Source organism: Aciditerrimonas ferrireducens (assembly GCF_023130475.1).
In the GTDB taxonomy this organism is placed as follows: domain Bacteria; phylum Actinomycetota; class Acidimicrobiia; order Acidimicrobiales; family UBA8190; genus Aciditerrimonas; species Aciditerrimonas ferrireducens.
Genome location: NZ_JAKHEX010000027.1, coordinates 1 through 17,393 on the forward strand (window position 1 = coordinate 1; position 17,393 = coordinate 17,393).

The following is a 17,393-nucleotide window of genomic DNA, read 5'->3' on the forward strand; positions in this document are numbered from 1 at the left end:
CAGCGCTCCGACCCCCGATTCCTGGCCCTGGTTGCGCTGGCCTGGCTGGCCGTCGGCGTCGTCTCGTTCGTCGCCCTCCACGCCAGCTGGCGCCTGGTCCCGGGGGTGTTCGCTCTCGGGGTCGGACTCCTCTACCTCCGGGGCGCGGCCGGTGCCTACCTTCGACGGCCCGAACGACCCGGCGAGCCCTGAGCCAGAGCCATCCTCCGAGCACTCGCCGTCCCGCCGCTACAGTGCAGCCTCGTGACCTGGCAACGGGTGGGGCGGTAGGGGCGACCCTGGTGGCCCGCCACCAGGTCGGCCAGCTGGTCGACCACTACGAGCTCGTCGAGCTGCTCGGCGAAGGCGGCTACGCCGAGGCCTGGCTGGCCCACGACCGAAAGGCCGGTGACCGACCGGTGGTGGTGAAGTTCCCCTACGCGGAGCTCTTCGGCGACCCGGCCCTCTTCCAGCGCTACCGCCGGGAGGCCGAGATCGCCCGGCGGCTCGATCACCCCAACGTCCAACGAGCCCTGGACGACGGTCAGCACCGCAGCGAGCCCTACCTGGTGCTCGAGTACGTCGCGGGCCCCACCCTCCGGGCCTGGCTCCGAGCCCACCCCGGTCCGCTGCCCCTCGACCAGGTGATCGCCTGGGCCACCCAGCTGGCCGAGGCCCTGGCCTACCTCCACCGCCACGGCATCGTCCACCGGGACCTCAAGCCCGAGAACGTCCTGGTCGGACCCGGGAACACGTTGAAGGTCACGGACTTCGGCACGGCCGTGGCCCGGGGCGCCCGGCGCCTGACCTGGAAACACCTCTCCCAGGCCCTCGGCACCCCGGACTACATGGCGCCCGAGCAGGTCCAGGGCAGCCGGGGCGACCAGCGGAGCGACCTCTACGCCTGGGGCGTCCTGGTCTACGAACTCGCCTGCGGGCGGGTGCCCTTCGAGGGGGACAGCCCGCTCAGCGTCATGGCCGCCCACCTCCAGGCCGACCCGATCCCCCCGGAGCGTCACCGCCGCGACCTGCCACCTGGGCTCGGCGCCGTCATCCTCCACGCCATGCGCCGCTACCCCGAGCACCGCTACCAGAGCGCCGACGAGCTCCTCGCCGACCTGGCACGCCTCGACCAGCTGGACGCCGCGACCTACCCCCGGGACCCCGAGCCCCCCATGGGGGCCGGGACAGCTGCCGCCTTGGCCTCAGGGAAACGGACCCTCGCCCTCGCCGCCCTCATCGCCGTGGCCTTCGTGGCCCTGGCCACCCTGGCGGTCGTCCTGGCCGTGGTGCTCCGATGAACCTCCCGGGTCCACCCAGCCGCACCGGAGCCCGGGGCGAGCCCTTGCCGGCGGCCCTGAGCGGGGTGCGCTGGGTGAGGCTCTGCTTCGTCGACCTCTTCGGCACGCTCCGCGCCATCCACGTGCCGGCCCCCCAGGTCCGCCGGGTCTTGGACCACGGCATGGTCTTCGACGGCTCGGCCATCGAGGGACGGGTGCGCCTCCTTGAGGCCGACCGGGTCCTGCACCCCGACCCGGCGACCGCCGTGGCCCTCCCCGACGGTTCTGCTCGCATGCTCGGCGTCGTCCTCGACGCCGAGGGCGAGCCCTGGCCGTTGGACCCGCGGACCGCCCTGCTGCTCTGGCTGGAGGCCCACGAGGAGCTGGCGGAGCGCTGGCGGGGTGGCGCCGAACTGGAGTGGTACCTGGTGACCGCCGACCTGGAGCCCGCCGACCGGGGCAGCTACTTCTCCGAGCAGACCGGCCTTGGGGCCCAGGTCGCCCACCGGGCCGCCGAGACCCTCGAGGGCCTCGGGGTCGAGGTCCTCGCCGCCCATCACGAAGGCGGGCCGGGCCAGTGGGAACTGGACCTCGGCGAGCGAGACCCCCTCGGCCTGGCCGACGCGCTGACCTGGGCGAAGGCGGTGGTGGCCGAGACGGCAGCCGCCCACGGGCTCCGCGCCAGCTTCGCCGCGCGCCCCCTCGCCGGGCAGCCCGGTTCCGGCCTGCACCTCCACCAGCGTCTCGAGGGCCTCGCCCTCGAGGGCGACCTCGCGGAGGAGGGCCGCTTCGTCATCGGCGGCCTCCTCCAGCACGCCCGGGGGCTCTGCGCCCTGGCCGCGCCCAGCGTCGGGTCCTACCGGCGCCTCCACTCCGGGCCCGAGGCCCCCGGGGCCGTGGTCTGGGCGCACACCAACCGAGCAGCCCTGGTCCGGCTCGGTCACCTGGCGGACGGGCGGCCCACGATCGAGTACCGGGGAGCCGATCCGACGGCGAACCCCTACCTGCTCCTGACCGGCCTGCTGGCAGCGGTCGAGGACGGCCTCGCCAACCGGCGCTTCCCCGGCAAGGCCGTCGAGGAGGAGCCGGCCGGCCTCGACCTCGCCGCCGTCGAGGCGGCCCCCGGACTCCTGCCCCGCAGCCTGGACGCCGCGGTCGACGCCCTGCTCGAAGACGAGGTGCTCGTCGACGCCTTCGACGCCCGCCTCGTCGGCCGACTGGTCGACGGCCAGCGGGCCGAGCTCGAGGCAGCGGGAGCGAACGTCACCCGAGCGGACCTCCTCTCCTCGCTCGAGGGCTGACCCCGCGCCGGGAGGCTCCAGCCGGTCCCAGCCGGTCGGACCGGTTCACGCGGCCGAAACATCCCCTTCACCAGCCGTTCATCCGCCGGATCCCGTGCCGAAACACGCCGTCCGTACCCTGCGGGCAACGACGGGAGGGCCCAGGAGTCCCGGGGCCGAGGAGGGAAGCGATGGCAGAGACCCAGGTCCAGACGGCGGGAACCGGGGGCACCGGCGAGATGAAACGGACCTTGTCGCTCACCGGGGTGACGGTGAACGGCATGGCCCTCATTGCGCCGGGCGCCTTCCTCTGGACGACCTTCCAGGAACAGGCCGCCCAGACGAACCACGGCGTGCCCACCGGGCACGACATGTGGACCGGCCTGTTCTTCGCCTTCGTCCTGGCCATGCTCACCGCCTGGAGCTACAGCCAGCTGGCGAGGATCTACCCTGAGGCCGGCACCGGCTCCAGCTACTACTTCGCCGAGGCGGCCTTCCTCGACAAGGAGAAGCCCCAGCACCAGGCTTACGCCCGGTGGGCGAAGTTCGTCTTCGGGTGGATGAGCCACCTCTACTACTGGATCTATCCCGGGATCATGATCGCCTTCATCGGCACCCTGGTCGGCTACATCGTCCAGGAGATCTCCGGGACCCAGCTCGGGTGGGGACCCCTCAGCCTCATCTGCGTCGCCTCGGCGCTCCTGGTCGGCTACATCGCCTACCGGGGCATCAGCGGGTCGACCCTCACGGCCCTGGTGATCAACGTCATCCAGATCGTCACCCTCGTTGGCATGACGATCATCTTCTTCATCGCCTTCCGGATCGGGCACCCCCACGCCGGCTACGTCCAGGCCAACGCGGGGGCCGTGCTCCTGCCCCACAACTTCGTGAACCTGCTCTACCAGTCGACCATTGCCATCCTGCTCCTAGTCGGCTTCGAGTCCATCACCGCCCTGGGCGCCGAGGCGAAGAACCCGGAGCGGGACATCCAGCGAGGGGTCCTCATCAGCCTTCTGATCCAAGGGGGCTTCTGCTACCTCTTCGAGTACTTCGGGGCGAACTTCGCCCTCGGCACGGTGACCATGGCCGGCCAGAAGGGAGCGAACGCGTTCGTCGCTGCCGGCAACGACAGCGCCCCCATCGGCACGATGGTCCAGAACGCCGCCGACAAGATGTTCGGAGGCGGCGGGGAGGCGGCGGCCCTCCTGGTCGCCTTCACCGTGCTCATGGCCCTCGTCGGCACCACCCTAGCCTGCGTGAACACCGGGGTCCGGGTGAGCTACGCCATGGCCAAGGACAAGGAGCTCCCCTCGGTGATCGGCTGGCTCCACGGCCGCTTCGCCACCCCGCACGGCGGCATCCTGGTCATGACCGTCCTCTCGGCCCTCATCGGGGTCTACGGGGTGCACACCGTGGACAACCTCACCCAGATCACGTTGGCCTCGAACATCGGCACCTTCCTGGTCTACGGCATGACCTGCCTCATCTGCGTCGTGGCCTTCGCCTCCCGCCATGACAAGCACACGGTGAAGCACCTCGTCCTGCCCGGCCTCGGCCTGGTGATGAACGTGGCCGAGCTCATCGGCGTCGTCTACCTGGCCATCGCCGGGGGTGGCTCGGGGGCCACCGACGCCATCAAGGCCATCATTGTCGTGGCCATCTGGGCGGTGGCCGGGGTGGTCTGGTTCAAGGCGAACCCGAACCGGGAGCACGCCCACCGCATCACCTTCCAGGAGCGTCGTCAGCAGCGCAACGCCCAGCCGGCCGGCACCAGCCTGACGTGACCCGGCCTTCCGGAGCCCAGCGAGGTCGAAGGGACCGACGCCGGTGTTCGTGGAGGGGATCCCGGCAGCGCCGGCAGCCCAGCCCGGGGGCTGGGCTGCCGGCGCGCCGACCATGAGCGGCCAGCGGCCGGCGGGCGACGAGGAGCACCTGCTGGGACCGCCGGCCCCCCTCGCCGAGGACGAGCAGGTGGCTGCCGGAACGTTCCCCGGCGGGGCCTTCGCCCTGGTCTCCCTCCGGGGCGCCGTCCGTCCCTGGAACGAGGACCGCGCCGGGACCGTGCTGCCCCCGGCCCGGGATCCCCCGGGCCACCCGCCCCTGTTCGTCGTCGCCGACGGCCTCGGGGGCCACCAGGCCGGGGAGGTGGCCGCCGAGCTCGCCGTGAGCACCACCCTGGCGGTCTTCCCCCGGGCGGCCGCCAGGCCCCGCCAGGCCCTGCGCGCCGCCACCCGGCAGGCAGCCCTGGCCGTCTACGATGCCGGGTTCGAGCCCGGGCGGTCCGGCATGGCCACCACCCTGACCGCCCTCACCTTCGACGCCGGCGAGGTCGTCGTCGCCCACGTCGGGGACACCCGCTGCTACCGCTGGCGGGAGGGTGCAGTGGAGCAGCTGACCACCGACCACAGCCAGGTGGCCGACCTGGTACGCCTCGGCCTCCTCACCCCCGAGCAGGCCGCCCGCCACCCGGGTCGCTCCATCCTCACCCGCTGTCTCGGGACCGCCCCCGGCCCGCCCCTGGACTTGGTCCGCCGGGGCTTGCGAGCGGGGGACCGCCTCGTGCTCTGCAGCGACGGCCTCTGGGGACTGGTCGAGCGGGCCGAGGTGGCCGAGGCGGTTCGCCGCTTTGTCCCGGGCGACGAGGCGGAGCGGGCCGTCGACCTCGATTCGTTGGCCACCCGGCTCGGGGCCCTCGTCGACCATCTGGCCCACCGGGCCCTGGCCCGGGGAGCGCCCGACAACGTCACCGTCCTCGCCGTCGCACTCGAGCCCGGTTGCCCCTGGCTCGAAGCACCGTCGCCCCGTCGACGCCGCTGGCCCTTCAGCCGGGGCTCGTGAGGCGGCGGCCAGCGGAGCTGAGCACGGCGAGCGCCCGGTCGATCAGCCGCCCGACACGGGGAAGGGGGTCGACCCGCCAGTAGCCGGGGGGCCACCCCTGGAGATGGAGCAGGACCGCCACGAACCCCAGGGCACTGGCGACCCGGGCCGCCCACCAGCGCCGGACCACCCGCCGGTGCCCAGCCGTCAACGTCGGCAAACCCCGCCGGGCCGCCGCCCGGTCGAAGGCCACCACGTAGCCAACCAAGCCCAGCCAGCCCCCGATCGCCCACACGACGGCCCGAGCCGGCCACGGTCGAGGACGTCCCGCCCCGGCACCCGGGCCCCCTTGACGGCCCCACCCGTCTCGCTCCGCGCCAGCTCGTGCCACCTGGTCGACCTCGTCCCCCAGGCTACCGACGCCCCGACACCGCCCCGATGCAGGGCTCCGGATCCCACGCTCAGGGCGCCACCCACTCGGGGTGCTGCTGCCAGGCTGGCGGCTGGCGGCGCCGCTTCGGGTCGGTCTCGGTCAGCCAGACCAGCAGCACCAGCCCCGAGGCCCCCACGAGGCCCACCCCGGCCCAGATGGCTGCACCGATCCCGCCGGCGGCGGCGATCCCACCGAGGACCAGCGGCCCGATCGCGTACCCGCCGTCCCGCCAGAGCCGGTAGACGCCGAGGGCGCCGCCCCGCCACGCCGGGTCGGCGGTGTCGCCGACGGCGGTGATGAGGTTGGGGTAGGCGAGGGCCATGCCGATCCCCATGAGGGCCGCACCGCCGAACCAGACCGGATGCGCCGAGGTCGCCACGAACAGCGCCAGCCCGGCGGCCATGAGGAAGGTGCCGCTCGTGATGGGCAGCTTGCGCCCCAGGCGGTCGGCGAGGGCTCCGGCAGCCACCTGGCCGAGCCCCCACACCCAGGCGTACACCCCGACCAGCAGGCCGACCTCGGCCAGCCCCATCCCCCGGCGCACCAGGTAGAGCGGGAAGAACGCTGCCACCAGGCTGTCGGCGAACTTGTTGAGCAGCCCGGCCTGGCAGACCGCCAGCATGGAACGGTCCCGCCAGCTCATGTAGGCGGCCAGGCGACGAAGATGCGGCACCGCCGGCCTCGACGCTGGCGACGCCGCCTGCTCGTCGAGCGTCGGCGCCAGTCGGGCTGCCTGCTCTCGTGCCTCAGCGTGGGCGAAGGGGAGCGTCTCGCGGGCCGGCCCCGCCGTGACGAGCGCCCCGAGGACCACGACCCCGAGGGCCAGGAGGTAGGGGCTCGGGCGCAGCCCGTCGGCGGAGACGAGCAGGCCGGCGGCCAGGCCGCCGAGGCCCACGCCGACATAGCCAGCTGACTCGTCGATCCCGACTGCCAGGCCCCGGTTGGTCGGCCCGACGAGGTCGATCTTGGCGGTGACCGACATCGTCCAGGTCAGCGCCTGGTTCACCCCGAGGAACAGGTTCGCCACGATCACCTGCCACCAGGCGGTGGCCACGATGATGAGCACGGCGTACGGCAGGGCGAAGGCCCAGCCGACCAGCAAGATGGCCTTTCGCCCCCGGCGGTCCGACAATCGCCCGGCGACCAGGTTCATCGCCGACTTCACCAGACCGAAGGCGGAGATGAAGCTGACCGTGTAGAGGACCGAGGTGATCCCGAAGGCGTGGCGAGCCAGCGGCGGCAGCGCGACCCGTTCGACACCGATGGTCACGCCGATCAGGAGGGTGATCGCCGTGAAGATCGAGAACTGCCAGAGGTTCTCGCGCAACCCCAGCCGGTGTCCGGCCGCCCCGGAGCGTTTCACGGCCGCCCCCGGTCGAGGCTGACCCTGCCCCGCTTCTCGCCGACCGCCACCGGGAACCCGGCTCGACGCCACTCGGGGAACCCGTCCTCGAGTCTCCTGGCCGAGTACCCGGCACGACGCAAGGCCCGGACGGCGGCCGGCGCGAACACGCAGTAGGGACCCCGACAGTAGGCGACGACCTCGACGTCGGCCGGCAGCTCCTCGATCGCCGAGGCGAGCTCCTCCAGGGGCACCGAGCGGGCCCCCGGGATGTGGCCAGCCTGGTACTCCCGCACGGGGCGCACGTCGAGCACCACGACGTCACCCCGGAGGAGGCGTCGAAGCAGCTCGTCCCGGTCCACCACCTCGACGTCCTCCAGCGGGCCCAGGTACGCCCGGGTGAGCCGACCCAGGTCGTCCCGCTCGGCCGCGGCCACCGCACGCAGGGCCGACCAGAGCTCCTCCACGCCCGGTCCGGCCAGTCGGTAGTGGATCCGGGTGCCCTCCCGTCGGGTCCGCACCAGCCCTGCCCGGGCCAGGACCCGCAGGTGGTGCGAGGTGTTGGCCAGGCTCTGCCCGAGCTCCCGCGCCACCTCCTCCACCGATCGCTCGCCCTGGGCCAGGAGATCCACGATCTCCAACCGCCGGCCCGACGCCAAGGCCCCCGCCACCTCGGCCAGGGCGTCGAACAGGGCCCCCTTGGCCGTCTCCGTCCCCGCTGACGCTCCTCTGTTCGCAATTATTCTCATGATTGTTTGAGAATAGGCGACGGTGGCGACGGGCCGCGCCGCCGGGATCCCCAAACCGGCGGTGTGCATCGCTGGGCCGAGGCGACCCCTCCCGCTCCGCCGCAGGGCTCCTCGGCAGTAGGATACTGGGGTAGGGTATTCTTTGGAGTGGAAGGAGGGCCCGATGACCGAAACGACGAGGACCTACACGGTGCCGGGCATGAGCTGCGACCACTGCACGCGGGCGGTCTCCGGCGCCCTCGAGGGGCTCCCCGGCGTCACGAAGGTCGAGGTCGACCTCGCCACGAAGCTCGTGGTGGTCGAGGGGGCGGACCTCGACGACGGGGCGCTGCGGGCCGCCATCGAGGAAGCCGGGTACGAGGTGGCGTGACGACCATGGCCGGGAGGACGGGCACCTCACCGGTCGGGGCCCGGACCACAGGGTCGAGCCCGAGCGGCGCGTCGCCGGCGCGCTGGCAGCGGGTCGAGCTGGCCATCACGGGCATGACCTGCGCGTCGTGCGCGACCCGGGTCGAGCGACGCCTGAACAGGCTCGACGGCGTGGCAGCCACGGTGAACTTCGCCACCGAGCAGGCCGCGGTGGCCTTCGACCCGCAGCAGGTCGCGCTCGAGGACCTGATCCAGGCGGTGGAAGCCGTCGGGTACGGGGCCCGACTGCCTGAGGCCCGCAGCGAGGAGGACCCGGCCCGCCCCTACCGCCACCGCCTGGTCGTGGCTGCGGTGCTGAGCGTGCCCGTGGCGCTCTTCGCCTGGTTCCCGGCGACGCGACCCCCGGGTTGGGCGTGGCTCTCCCTGCTGCTGGCCACGCCGGTCGTCTTCTTCGCCGGCTGGCCGTTCCACCGGGCGACCCTGGCCAACGCCCGGCACGGCGTGGCCACCATGGACACCCTCGTGTCCCTCGGCACCCTGGCGGCCTGGACCTGGTCGACGGTGGTCCTCGCTACGGGCATCTCGGCCATGGTCGACTTCGACGCTGCCGTGGCGATCACCACCCTGGTCCTGCTCGGCCGGTTCCTGGAGGCCCGGGCGAAGCGCCGGGCCGGAGAGGCCGTCCAGGCGCTCCTGGCGCTCGGCGCCAAGGAGGCCCGGGTGCTGCGGGGCGACATCGAGGTGCTCGTCCCGATCGAGGCCCTGGTCGTGGGCGACCGCTTCGTCGTTCGCCCCGGCGAGAAGATCGCCACCGACGGCGTGGTGGTCCTCGGCGCCTCGGCGGTCGACCAGTCGATGCTGACCGGCGAGCCGGTCCCCCGCGAGGTGGGGCCGGGGGACCCGGTGACCGGCGGGACCCTCAACACCTCGGGTCGCCTCGTGGTCGAGGCCACCCGGGTCGGGGCCGAGACCGCCCTGGCTCAGATCACCCGGCTGGTTGCCGAGGCCCAGGCAGGCAAGGCGCCGGTCCAGCGCCTGGCCGACCGGGTCTCCGCCGTGTTCGTCCCGGCCGTCCTCGCCGTCGCGCTCCTCAGCCTGGTGGGCTGGCTCGTCCTCGGGGGTGCCGCCCCCGCGGCCGCCTTCACCACGGCGGTGGCCGTCGTCGTGGTCGCCTGCCCCTGCGCCCTCGGGCTCGCCACCCCCACCGCCTTGCTGGTCGGCACCGGGCGTGGCGCCCAGCTCGGCATCCTCGTCAAGGGTCCCGAGGTCCTCGAGCGGACCCGCCAGGTCACCACCGTCGTCCTCGACAAGACCGGGACGCTGACCGAGGGGGCGATGACCGTCTCGGCGGTCGTCCCGGCCCCCGGCTCGGCCGAGGACGACCTGGTCCGCCTCGCAGCCGCCGCCGAGGCCGCCAGCGAGCACCCCGTCGCCCGGGCCGTCGCCGCGTACGGCCAGGCCCGCTTCGGGGCCCTCCCGAGCCCCGAGTCCTTCTCGAACCGACCCGGGCTCGGGGTCGAGGCCGTCGTGGAGGGCCGCGCCGTGGTGGTCGGCCGCCCGAGCCTGCTGGCCGACTGGGGAATCCCCCTCCCCGACGGTCTCATGGCGCAGGCCCACCGCCTCGAAGCCGGGGGGGCCACGGTCGTGGCCGTGGCGATCGACGGGACGACCCGAGGGCTGCTGGCCGTCCGGGACGAGGTCCGGCCTACGAGCCGCCGGGCCGTGGACCTGCTCCGGGCCCTCGGGCTCACCCCGGTGCTCCTCACCGGGGACAACGAGACCACCGCCGAGGCGGTCGCCGCCGAGCTCGGGATCGAGCGGGTCGTCGCCGGCGTGCTCCCCGCGGAGAAGGCGGCCGAAGTGGCGCGGCTCCAGAAGGCCGGGGAGGTCGTCGCCATGGTCGGCGACGGGGTGAACGACGCCCCCGCCCTCGCCCAGGCGGACCTCGGCATCGCCATGGGCAGCGGCACGGACGTGGCCATCGAGACCGCCGATGTCACCCTGGTCCGCAGCGACCTCCGGGCCGTCGCCGACGCCATCCGCCTCTCGCGCCGGACCCTCGCGACGATCAAGGGCAACCTGGCCTGGGCGTTCGGCTACAACCTCGTCGCCATCCCCCTTGCGGTTGCCGGCATCGTGAACCCCGTCGTGGCCGCCGCCGCCATGGCCTCCTCCAGCGTCCTCGTCGTCACCAACTCGCTCCGCCTCCGCCGATTCCGACCGTCCGGGGAGACCGCATGACGACAAGCGCCCGCACCGACACCCCGTCCCCGTCCCCGACGCCGACCGGCCGAGCCCATGGCTACGTGGTCGCCAAGGACAAGCAAGCCCTCATCAACCGCATGCGCCGCATCGAGGGCCAGGCGCGGGGCATCGAACGGATGATCGCCGAGGAGCGCTACTGCATCGACATCCTGACCCAGATCGCCGCCGTCTCCACCGCGCTCGAGACCGTCGCCGGGATCCTCCTGGACGACCACGTCAACCACTGCGTCCGCCACGCCCTCGCCTCGGGGGACGAGGTGGTCGCCGCGGAGAAGACCCGGGAACTCCTCGACGCCGTCCACCGCTACACCCGGACCCGCTGAGCCAGCTGAGCACACCGGTGCCCGCCCCGTTCCCTGCTCTCATGCTCTCGCGGAGGGGAGCCGCCTACGGGAGCGGTTGCTTCCGATTAGACCCGGATCACCTCGACGCCGGGGATGGCCTCGTAGTCGCCGTCTTGGGTGACGACCGGGATCCGCTCGACGATCGCGGTGGCGGCCACAAGCGCGTCGAGAATCGGGACCCGGCGGCCAGCAGCTCGCAGGGCGGCGGCGATCCGGGCGAACTGGCGCGCCACGTCGGCATCGACTGGCAACGGATCCCACGCCGACTCGACAGCGGAGAGCGTTGCCAACCGCGTCGACCGCGCATCGTCGTCGGCAGCCATGAGCACGCCGAGCGTCAGTTCGGCCAGCGTCACCACCGAGACCTCGGTCGCAGTAACCCTCCCGAGGTCGCCCAGAGGCCGCCCTGACTCCGTGGCAACGAAGAACGAGGTGTCGAGCAAGGCCCTCATAGATCGTCAGTCGTCTCCGTGAGCAGGCCCCGCACCTCGGTGAGGACACTGCGGTCGGCGGCATGGCGGGAAACGATGGCGAGCGCCTCGGCTGCCGACACGGTCCGATGGCGACGGAGAGGCACGATTGCCGCAACCGGGCGTCGGTCGACGGTGACCGTGAACCGCTCGCCGCCTTCAACCCGGCGGAGCACGTCGCTGACCCTGTTGCGCAGCTCGCGGACGGATATCGAACCATCCATGGCCTTACTGTAGCACATATAGCTACATATGTCTCAGGGGAGGTGCAGCCATGGGGTTGGCGCCGATCCCACCGACCGAGCCTGCCTTTCTGCCGGTCACGGGCTCGGCGTCAGGCAGCGCGCGGGGCACGCGTCCCCTCCGCAGGGTCGCCAGGGTCGCCTGGGTCACGTCGACGGGCGGTACCAGCGGTACCAGATCGCGCCATCGACGATTTCTTGGCCGTCGGGGTCCTCCTCCACGGCACCGTCACCTTCGGCGAAGCTGTCCCCATGGAGCCCGGCGAAGACCAGTCCGTCGTCACCGCCTTCGGCTCGCGCCTGCGCGACGATGCCGAGGCCAACGGCTACGGCGAGCTCGCCGCACACTTGGAGGCCCGTGCCCGCCAGATGCCCGGGTTCGTCGACTTCAAGACCTTCGTCGCTGACGACGGCGAGCGGGTGTCGCTGGTCACCTTCGACTCGGTCGCCCACCACGAAGCCTGGCGCGACGACCCTGAGCACCGGGCGGCCCAGGAGCAGGGTCGCCGGGCCTTCTACCTCACCTCCAGCGTCACGGTCTGTCGCGTCCTCCGGCGTCGGCACTTCGATGCCAGGGACCGGTTCCCCTCGCAGGGGGAGCCGTGATGCGGGTGTTCCTCGCCGGTGCAACCGGCGTCATCGGTGTCCGCCTCCTCCGCCTCCTCACGAGCGCCGGCCACGACGTGGCGGGGATGACCCGCTCCCCCGAACGGGCGGCGTTCGTCGCAGCCCTCGGGGCCCACCCCGTCATCGGTGATGTCTTCGACGCCGACCAGCTCCTCGACTCGGTCGTCGACTTCCGCCCGGACCTCGTGATGCACCAGCTCACTGACCTTCCCGACGACCGAGGACGGATCCCCGACCACACCGAACGGAACAACCGGATCCGAACCGAAGGGACGCGCAACCTGCTCGCAGCGGCGTCGGTGGCCGGCGTTCGTCGTTTCCTGGCGCAAAGCGTTGCCTGGACCCCCCCGGGAAGCGTCGCCGCCGTGGCCGGGCACGAGCGCTTGGTCCTCGAGGCTGGCGGCGTCGTGATCCGCTACGGCCAGTTCTGGGGTCCGGGGACCTTCTATCCCGACGGTCCCCCGGCGTCACCCCGCATCCACATCGAGGATGCCGCCCGACGCACCATGATGCTCCTCCATGCGCCGAGCGGGGTCGTTGTCCTCACTGACGACTGAACCGAGCGGGGAACGGGAACGGTCGGGCGCGTCCCCTACTGGCTCGGCTTCGGAGCGGATCCCCTGGGGGCTTCAGGCCGACGTCGGCGGAGACAGTGCGCCAGTTGCGACCAGCCCGCAGGTGGGGATCCTTCGAGCGAGCACCACGGCCTTCCGTCGCCGCTCCAAGCGGCCCGACGGCCAAGGGCTCGCGGTGGAGGTGACCGGACTCGAACCGGCGACCCCTACGTTGCGAACGTAGTGCTCTACCAACTGAGCTACACCCCCGGGTCACCCCGAGGATAGCCGGGCCCGCCTGCCCCTTGGACGGGCCTGGTCAGGCCTTGCGGCTCGCCTCGGGCCCGTTCGAGGGCGGCCTGGAGGCGGAGCTGGGCGACAGTCGTGGTGAGGTCCCCCCGGGTCCGCTCCAGCACGGCCCTAAGACCGTCGGTGACCCGCCGGAGCCCGGCGGTGAGGGCGTCAGGGAAGTCCACGGTGACGAGCAGGTCGTAGACCGCCTCCATGGTGCCGAGCAGCGCCTCGGCTTCGTCGCCCTGGCCGGAACGGAGACGGTCGAGGAGATAGCGGCGGACCTCGGACGCTGCCTCGGCCAGCCCGTGGAGCCACGCCGCTGGGGCCACTGCAAGGTCGGCGGCGGACGGCAGGACGCCCCCGTGGAGCAGGACCGGGAGGACGTGCGCCTCCACGACCTCCTTCTCGGCGTCGTGCAGGAAGCCGACCGCTGCCAGCTGGGGATGGTCGGCCAGGGCCGCCTGGGCGCGTCGCAGAGCGGCCTCCGCGGCCCCCCGCTGGCGGGCTGCTTCCGCTGGCTCGTCGCGGTGCTCGGCTCGGATGGCCAGGCTGGAGCACCGGATGGCCTCGCGGCAGGCCGGCAGGGCGGTCTCCCGGGCCTCGTGGGCCGCCTGCAGCCGGCCGCGGACCTCGGCGCCGAGTTCCTCGAGCCGCTCCCGCAGCCGGTCCGCCCCAGGCGCAGGCCAGGCGCGCTGGTCCTCGGCGCTGCTCAGCGGGCCGCCACCCGAGCCAGGACAGGCGGCTCGTCGGCCGCCAATGCTTCTCCGTGCCCCGCGCCGAGCGCTGGTCCGGCAGGGGCCCGCGCCGCGGGGGTGGAGCCGACCGGCCGGCGGGCCCGCTCGTCTCGTCGAGCCCGGGCCCGGCCCGCCGACCGCCCCGCCTCGGCCGATCGGAGCCGCACCAGCAACACCACGTAACCGACCAGGGCGGCGAGCACGACGACGGCCAGCACCAGCAGCGGGTGGAGAGGTGGCAGCAGGCCGAGCAGGGCGGTCAGCACCACCGACGACCCCAGCCCGATGGCCACGTCTCGCCGACGCCGGACCACCTCGCCTTCCGACGAGGCCGTGGCACGGCCCCGGGCCATGGCTGCCCGGACCGTTGGCCGCGCGCCTCCTCCCCTTGACCCGCTGCCCTCGGCGGCGTCCGGGCGCACCAGCACCACCCGCCCCGAGGACGTCCCCGGGGCACGCCGGACGAGCACCGCCGTCCGCCCGGTCCGCAAGCGGTGCAGGGCCGGCTGGGGACACCCGAGGCGGACCTGGGAGCGGTGCAAGGAGCGGTGGAGGCGATGGAAGGCCGAGACCGCGTCAGCGGTCCGACCCTCCCGCCAGCGCCGGACCGCCCCGGGCACCAGCACGACCGCCCACACCACCACGAGCAGTCCGACCAGCAGAATGGCGACGACCCCCTCGCTCGGCTCCCGGCTCGACACCCTACGCACCCCGGCCCCGTCGGTGGTGGATCCGGCGAGCGGGGCTCGGCGATTCTCGCCGCCCGATCCGGCCCACGCAACCGGACCCGCGCCCTACCCCACCAGCGGGCCTGTTCGGCCTCGCTACCCTGGGCGGCGTGTCCGGCTCGCCGACGCCAGCGAGCACCCCGACGGGGGGCTGGCTGGATCATCTCCTGGCCAGCACCCTCCGCCAGGCCCCCTCGGACCCCTCGACCCGCCCTCGCCCCACCCTCCGGCGTGCGGCCATCCGTCTCGCCGCGCTCACCCTGGCCGGCGGGGCGCTCAGCTTCGGCCTCGGCGCCGCCCTGGGCGGTGCCTTCCAGCCGGTACCCATCCACCTGCCTCCCAGCGCCGCAGGTCACGCGCCACCACCCGAGGACCACTCCCTGCCCGGGAACCCGTCGTCGGGCGCGGGCACGACCCAGGCGGCACGGGTCCCCTCCCCCCGGTCCGTCGCCACCCAGCCGCCGGCTACAGCGGCCCGCGGTTCGGCGCCCTCCCCGGTCCTGACCCGCCGGGATACCGGGCCGGCCACCGCGACCAGCTCCCCGTCGGGAACCGCCCCATCGGGAACCGCCCCGGCCCACGCCGGTTCGAGCACCGCACCGTCCGCCGCCACTTCGGCGACCGGCCCCTCTCCGTCCCCGTCAACGACCACAGCTGCTTCGACCGGTTCGACCGGTTCGGCGGGCGCCACGGGGACGGGAACGGGGAACGGCCAACCGGCCTCCCGAAGCGGCTCGCGCACGGCCCCCGCCAGCCCGCCTGATCAGGCGGGTCAGCCGCTGACGATGCTCTTCGAGCTCCTTCAGCCCTCGAGCTGAGCCCCGGGACCAGGCCCTGCCTCAGGGAAGGGCCCGGAGGACCACCGTGCAGTTCTGGCCGCCGAACCCGAAGGCGTTCGTGATCGCTGCCCGGACCCGGGCCTGCTTCGCCTGCCCGGCGACGTGCCGGAGGGGCAGGCACGCCGGGTCGGGCTCCTCGAGGTTCCGGGTGGGCGGGACGACCCCCTGGCGGATCCCCAGGGCGCAGACCAGGACCCCGAGCGCTCCGGCGGCGCCGATGAGGTGCCCGAGGGCGCCCTTGGGCGCGCTGACCAGGGGCTGCTGGGCCGCCTGGCCGAGGGCCCGGTGGAGGGCCTGGGCCTCGGTCCGGTCGTTGGCCTGGGTGCCGGTCCCGTGGGCCACGACCAGGTCCAGCTCCTCGGGGTGCACCCCGGACCGCTGCAGGGCCCGCTCGATGGCCGACGCGGCGTAGCGGCCGCTCGGCTCGGGGGCGCTCGGGTGGAAGGCATCGGCGGTCAGGGCGCCCCCGGCCACCTGGCAGTAGGGCTCGGCCCCCCGGGCCCGGGCGTGCTCGAGGCGCTCCAGGACGGCCACCACCGCCCCCTCGCCGAAGACGAACCCGTCCCGGCCTACGTCGAAGGGCCGACTGGCCCCCTCGGGGTCGTCGTTGCGGGTCGAGAGGGCCCCCATGACGGTCAGCCCCTCGAACATGGCCCGGGTGATGCCGGCGTCGGTGCCCCCGCAGAGCACCACATCGGCCTCGCCCGAGGCCAGGAAGCGGGCCGCTTCCAGGAAGGCGTAGGCCCCCGAGGCGCAGGCCAGGGCCGAGGCCAGCACGGGACCGTGGAGGTCCAGGTCGATGGCCACCTCGCAGGCGGCCATGTTCGTGATGGACGACGAGACCATGTAGGGCCCGACCCGGCCCTCGGCGGCCCCGAGGAGCTGGCGGACCGCCCGCTCGACGGTGTCGAAGCCGGCCACCGCCGAGTTCAGCACCACCCCGACCCGTTCGCGGTCCACGGCGGCGAGGTCCAGCCCGGCGTCGGCGACCGCCTCCCGGGCGGCGGCCACCGCCAGCTGGGCGGCGCGAGAGGTGCGCCGGAGCCGCTTGGGGTCGAGGACCGAGGCCGGGTCGAACCCCCGCACCTCGGCGGCGATCCGGGTGGTGAGCCCCGTGGGGTCGAAGGCCGAGATCGGCCCGACCCCGCTGCGCCCCTCGAGCAGGCCCGACCAGGTGCTGGCCACGTCCAGGCCGAGCGGAGTCAGCGCCCCGAGGCCGGTCAGCACCACGGCCCCCGGACCGGCTCGCTCGGCGCCGCTCACCGGGCCGCGGCCCCCCATCGGTCGCCTCGCCGCTCCACCTGCACCGGCAGGCCGAAGCAGGCCGACACCGTGTCGCCCGTGAGGACGGTCTCGACCGGCCCGGCGGCCACCACCCGCCCGGCCCGGATCAGCAGGGCATGGGTAATCCCTGGGGGGATCTCCTCCAGGTGGTGGGTGACCAGCACCAGGGGCGGCTGGGTCGGCGACGTGGCCACCGCCGCCAGGCTCTGCAGCAGCCGCTCCCGGGCCCCCAGGTCAAGGCCCGCGGCTGGCTCGTCCAGCAGGAGCAGGCCGGGGCTCGCCATGAGGCCCCGGGCCAGGAGGACCTGCTGGCGCTCCCCCTCGGAGAGCACCCCGAAGGGCTGCTCGGCCACGTGCCCCACCCCGGCGCGGTCCAGCAGCTCCCGGGCTTGCGCCCGGTCGGCCTCTTCGTACCGGTCCCACCAGGGCTCGAGGGCTCCGGTCCGACCGGTCAGGACGACCTCGGCCGCCGACAGGCTCGGGCGGACCTGCCGGGCCACCGCCGCGCTCACCAGGGCCACCGAGCGGCGAGCCCGTCGCAGGTCGCAGCGCCCCGCCACCTGGCCGAGAACCCGCACCGCGCCCCGGGTCGGCAGGAGCCGAAGCGCTGCCACCTGTAGCAGCGTGGTCTTCCCCGAGCCGTTCGGGCCGAGGACCACCCAGCGCTCCTCCGCCCGGACCTCCCAGTCCACCCCGGCCACGAGGGCACGGCCCTCCCGCCGGACCTCGACCTGCTGGAGGGCCACGGCCACGCCGTCCGCCG

At 73.8% G+C, this 17,393-nt stretch carries 20 protein-coding genes and 1 tRNA gene; 10 read left to right on the forward strand and 11 right to left on the reverse strand.

The genetic code is table 11. From position 1 onward, the window contains the following. The 5 genes from Acit_RS11465 to Acit_RS11485 form a co-directional block, all read left to right on the forward strand. Window positions 1-192 (forward strand): hypothetical protein (locus Acit_RS11465; RefSeq protein WP_248109169.1); only part of this gene is annotated, 192 nt, incomplete at its 5' end. Between the two features lie 89 nt (window positions 193-281). After that, window positions 282-1,280 carry a serine/threonine-protein kinase gene (locus Acit_RS11470; protein WP_376746057.1) on the forward strand — a complete coding sequence of 333 codons (999 nt, stop codon included), beginning with the start codon at window positions 282-284 and terminating at the stop codon, window positions 1,278-1,280. Beyond that, on the forward strand, window positions 1,277-2,560 hold the full coding sequence (locus Acit_RS11475; RefSeq protein WP_248109173.1) for a glutamine synthetase family protein: 1,284 nt from the start codon (window positions 1,277-1,279) through the stop codon (window positions 2,558-2,560). The genes Acit_RS11470 and Acit_RS11475 overlap by 4 nt, the downstream gene beginning before the upstream one ends. A gap of 170 nt (window positions 2,561-2,730) precedes the next feature. After that, window positions 2,731-4,323 (forward strand): APC family permease, encoded by a 1,593-nt coding sequence (locus tag Acit_RS11480; protein WP_248109175.1) that lies wholly within the window; start codon window positions 2,731-2,733, stop codon window positions 4,321-4,323. Between the two features lie 43 nt (window positions 4,324-4,366). Continuing rightward, window positions 4,367-5,377 carry a PP2C family protein-serine/threonine phosphatase gene (locus Acit_RS11485; protein WP_248109177.1) on the forward strand — a complete coding sequence of 337 codons (1,011 nt, stop codon included), beginning with the start codon at window positions 4,367-4,369 and terminating at the stop codon, window positions 5,375-5,377. On the opposite strand, the gene Acit_RS11490 is transcribed toward Acit_RS11485, so the two are convergent. From Acit_RS11490 to Acit_RS11500, 3 genes are all read right to left on the reverse strand, one after another. Continuing rightward, window positions 5,361-5,651 (reverse strand): DUF7427 family protein, encoded by a 291-nt coding sequence (locus tag Acit_RS11490; RefSeq protein ID WP_248109179.1) that lies wholly within the window; start codon window positions 5,649-5,651, stop codon window positions 5,361-5,363. The two genes, Acit_RS11485 and Acit_RS11490, sit on opposite strands and share 17 nt — an antisense overlap. 166 nt (window positions 5,652-5,817) lie before the next feature. Further along, window positions 5,818-7,152, reverse strand: coding sequence for an MFS transporter (locus Acit_RS11495; protein ID WP_248109180.1), 1,335 nt, complete (start codon window positions 7,150-7,152; stop codon window positions 5,818-5,820). Further along, complete coding sequence (locus Acit_RS11500) at window positions 7,149-7,949, reverse strand: ArsR/SmtB family transcription factor (protein ID WP_248109182.1); 801 nt, start codon at window positions 7,947-7,949, stop codon at window positions 7,149-7,151. The genes Acit_RS11495 and Acit_RS11500 overlap by 4 nt, the downstream gene beginning before the upstream one ends. A gap of 94 nt (window positions 7,950-8,043) precedes the next feature. Between Acit_RS11500 and Acit_RS11505 the strand changes: the two genes are divergently transcribed. From Acit_RS11505 to Acit_RS11515, 3 genes are read left to right on the forward strand one after another with little or no spacing between them, the layout of a single operon-like run. Further along, window positions 8,044-8,250: a heavy-metal-associated domain-containing protein gene (locus Acit_RS11505; RefSeq protein ID WP_248109183.1), complete on the forward strand. Its 207-nt coding sequence runs from the start codon at window positions 8,044-8,046 to the stop codon at window positions 8,248-8,250. A gap of 5 nt (window positions 8,251-8,255) precedes the next feature. Next, the gene (locus Acit_RS11510; RefSeq protein ID WP_248109209.1) at window positions 8,256-10,490 is read left to right on the forward strand and encodes a heavy metal translocating P-type ATPase; all 2,235 of its coding nucleotides are present in this window, start codon (window positions 8,256-8,258) and stop codon (window positions 10,488-10,490) included. Further along, window positions 10,487-10,837, forward strand: a complete 351-nt coding sequence (locus Acit_RS11515) for a metal-sensitive transcriptional regulator (RefSeq protein ID WP_282436861.1) — start codon at window positions 10,487-10,489, stop codon at window positions 10,835-10,837. Before Acit_RS11510 ends, Acit_RS11515 begins: the two co-directional genes overlap by 4 nt. 86 nt (window positions 10,838-10,923) lie before the next feature. Here the strand turns inward: Acit_RS11515 and Acit_RS11520 are convergent, their stop codons facing one another. Both Acit_RS11520 and Acit_RS11525 read right to left on the reverse strand, forming a co-directional pair. Next, entirely contained in the window at window positions 10,924-11,310 is a 387-nt protein-coding gene (locus Acit_RS11520) for a PIN domain-containing protein (RefSeq protein WP_248109184.1), read from the reverse strand. Beyond that, entirely contained in the window at window positions 11,307-11,552 is a 246-nt protein-coding gene (locus tag Acit_RS11525; RefSeq protein ID WP_248109185.1) for a type II toxin-antitoxin system Phd/YefM family antitoxin, read from the reverse strand. Before Acit_RS11525 ends, Acit_RS11520 begins: the two co-directional genes overlap by 4 nt. 270 nt (window positions 11,553-11,822) lie before the next feature. On the opposite strand from Acit_RS11525, the gene Acit_RS11530 reads away from it, so the two are divergent. After that, entirely contained in the window at window positions 11,823-12,176 is a 354-nt protein-coding gene (locus Acit_RS11530) for an antibiotic biosynthesis monooxygenase family protein (protein WP_248109187.1), read from the forward strand. After that, complete coding sequence (locus tag Acit_RS11535; RefSeq protein ID WP_248109188.1) at window positions 12,176-12,754, forward strand: NAD-dependent epimerase/dehydratase family protein; 579 nt, start codon at window positions 12,176-12,178, stop codon at window positions 12,752-12,754. Before Acit_RS11530 ends, Acit_RS11535 begins: the two co-directional genes overlap by 1 nt. A gap of 194 nt (window positions 12,755-12,948) precedes the next feature. Here the strand turns inward: Acit_RS11535 and Acit_RS11540 are convergent. The 6 genes from Acit_RS11540 to Acit_RS11565 form a co-directional block, all read right to left on the reverse strand. Next, a tRNA-Ala gene (locus tag Acit_RS11540) sits at window positions 12,949-13,021 on the reverse strand. Continuing rightward, window positions 13,012-13,440, reverse strand: coding sequence for a translin family protein (locus Acit_RS11545; protein WP_248109190.1), 429 nt, complete (start codon window positions 13,438-13,440; stop codon window positions 13,012-13,014). The genes Acit_RS11540 and Acit_RS11545 overlap by 10 nt, the downstream gene beginning before the upstream one ends. 314 nt (window positions 13,441-13,754) lie before the next feature. Continuing rightward, window positions 13,755-14,480: a hypothetical protein gene (locus tag Acit_RS11550; RefSeq protein ID WP_248109191.1), complete on the reverse strand. Its 726-nt coding sequence runs from the start codon at window positions 14,478-14,480 to the stop codon at window positions 13,755-13,757. A 379-nt stretch (window positions 14,481-14,859) separates the two neighbouring features. Next, window positions 14,860-15,159 carry a hypothetical protein gene (locus tag Acit_RS11555; protein ID WP_248109193.1) on the reverse strand — a complete coding sequence of 100 codons (300 nt, stop codon included), beginning with the start codon at window positions 15,157-15,159 and terminating at the stop codon, window positions 14,860-14,862. 187 nt (window positions 15,160-15,346) lie between these two features. After that, window positions 15,347-16,609, reverse strand: coding sequence for a beta-ketoacyl-[acyl-carrier-protein] synthase family protein (locus tag Acit_RS11560; RefSeq protein WP_248109194.1), 1,263 nt, complete (start codon window positions 16,607-16,609; stop codon window positions 15,347-15,349). Continuing rightward, on the reverse strand, window positions 16,606-17,382 hold the full coding sequence (locus tag Acit_RS11565) for an ABC transporter ATP-binding protein (protein WP_312710544.1): 777 nt from the start codon (window positions 17,380-17,382) through the stop codon (window positions 16,606-16,608). Before Acit_RS11565 ends, Acit_RS11560 begins: the two co-directional genes overlap by 4 nt. Between the last annotated feature and the right edge of the window lie 11 nt (window positions 17,383-17,393).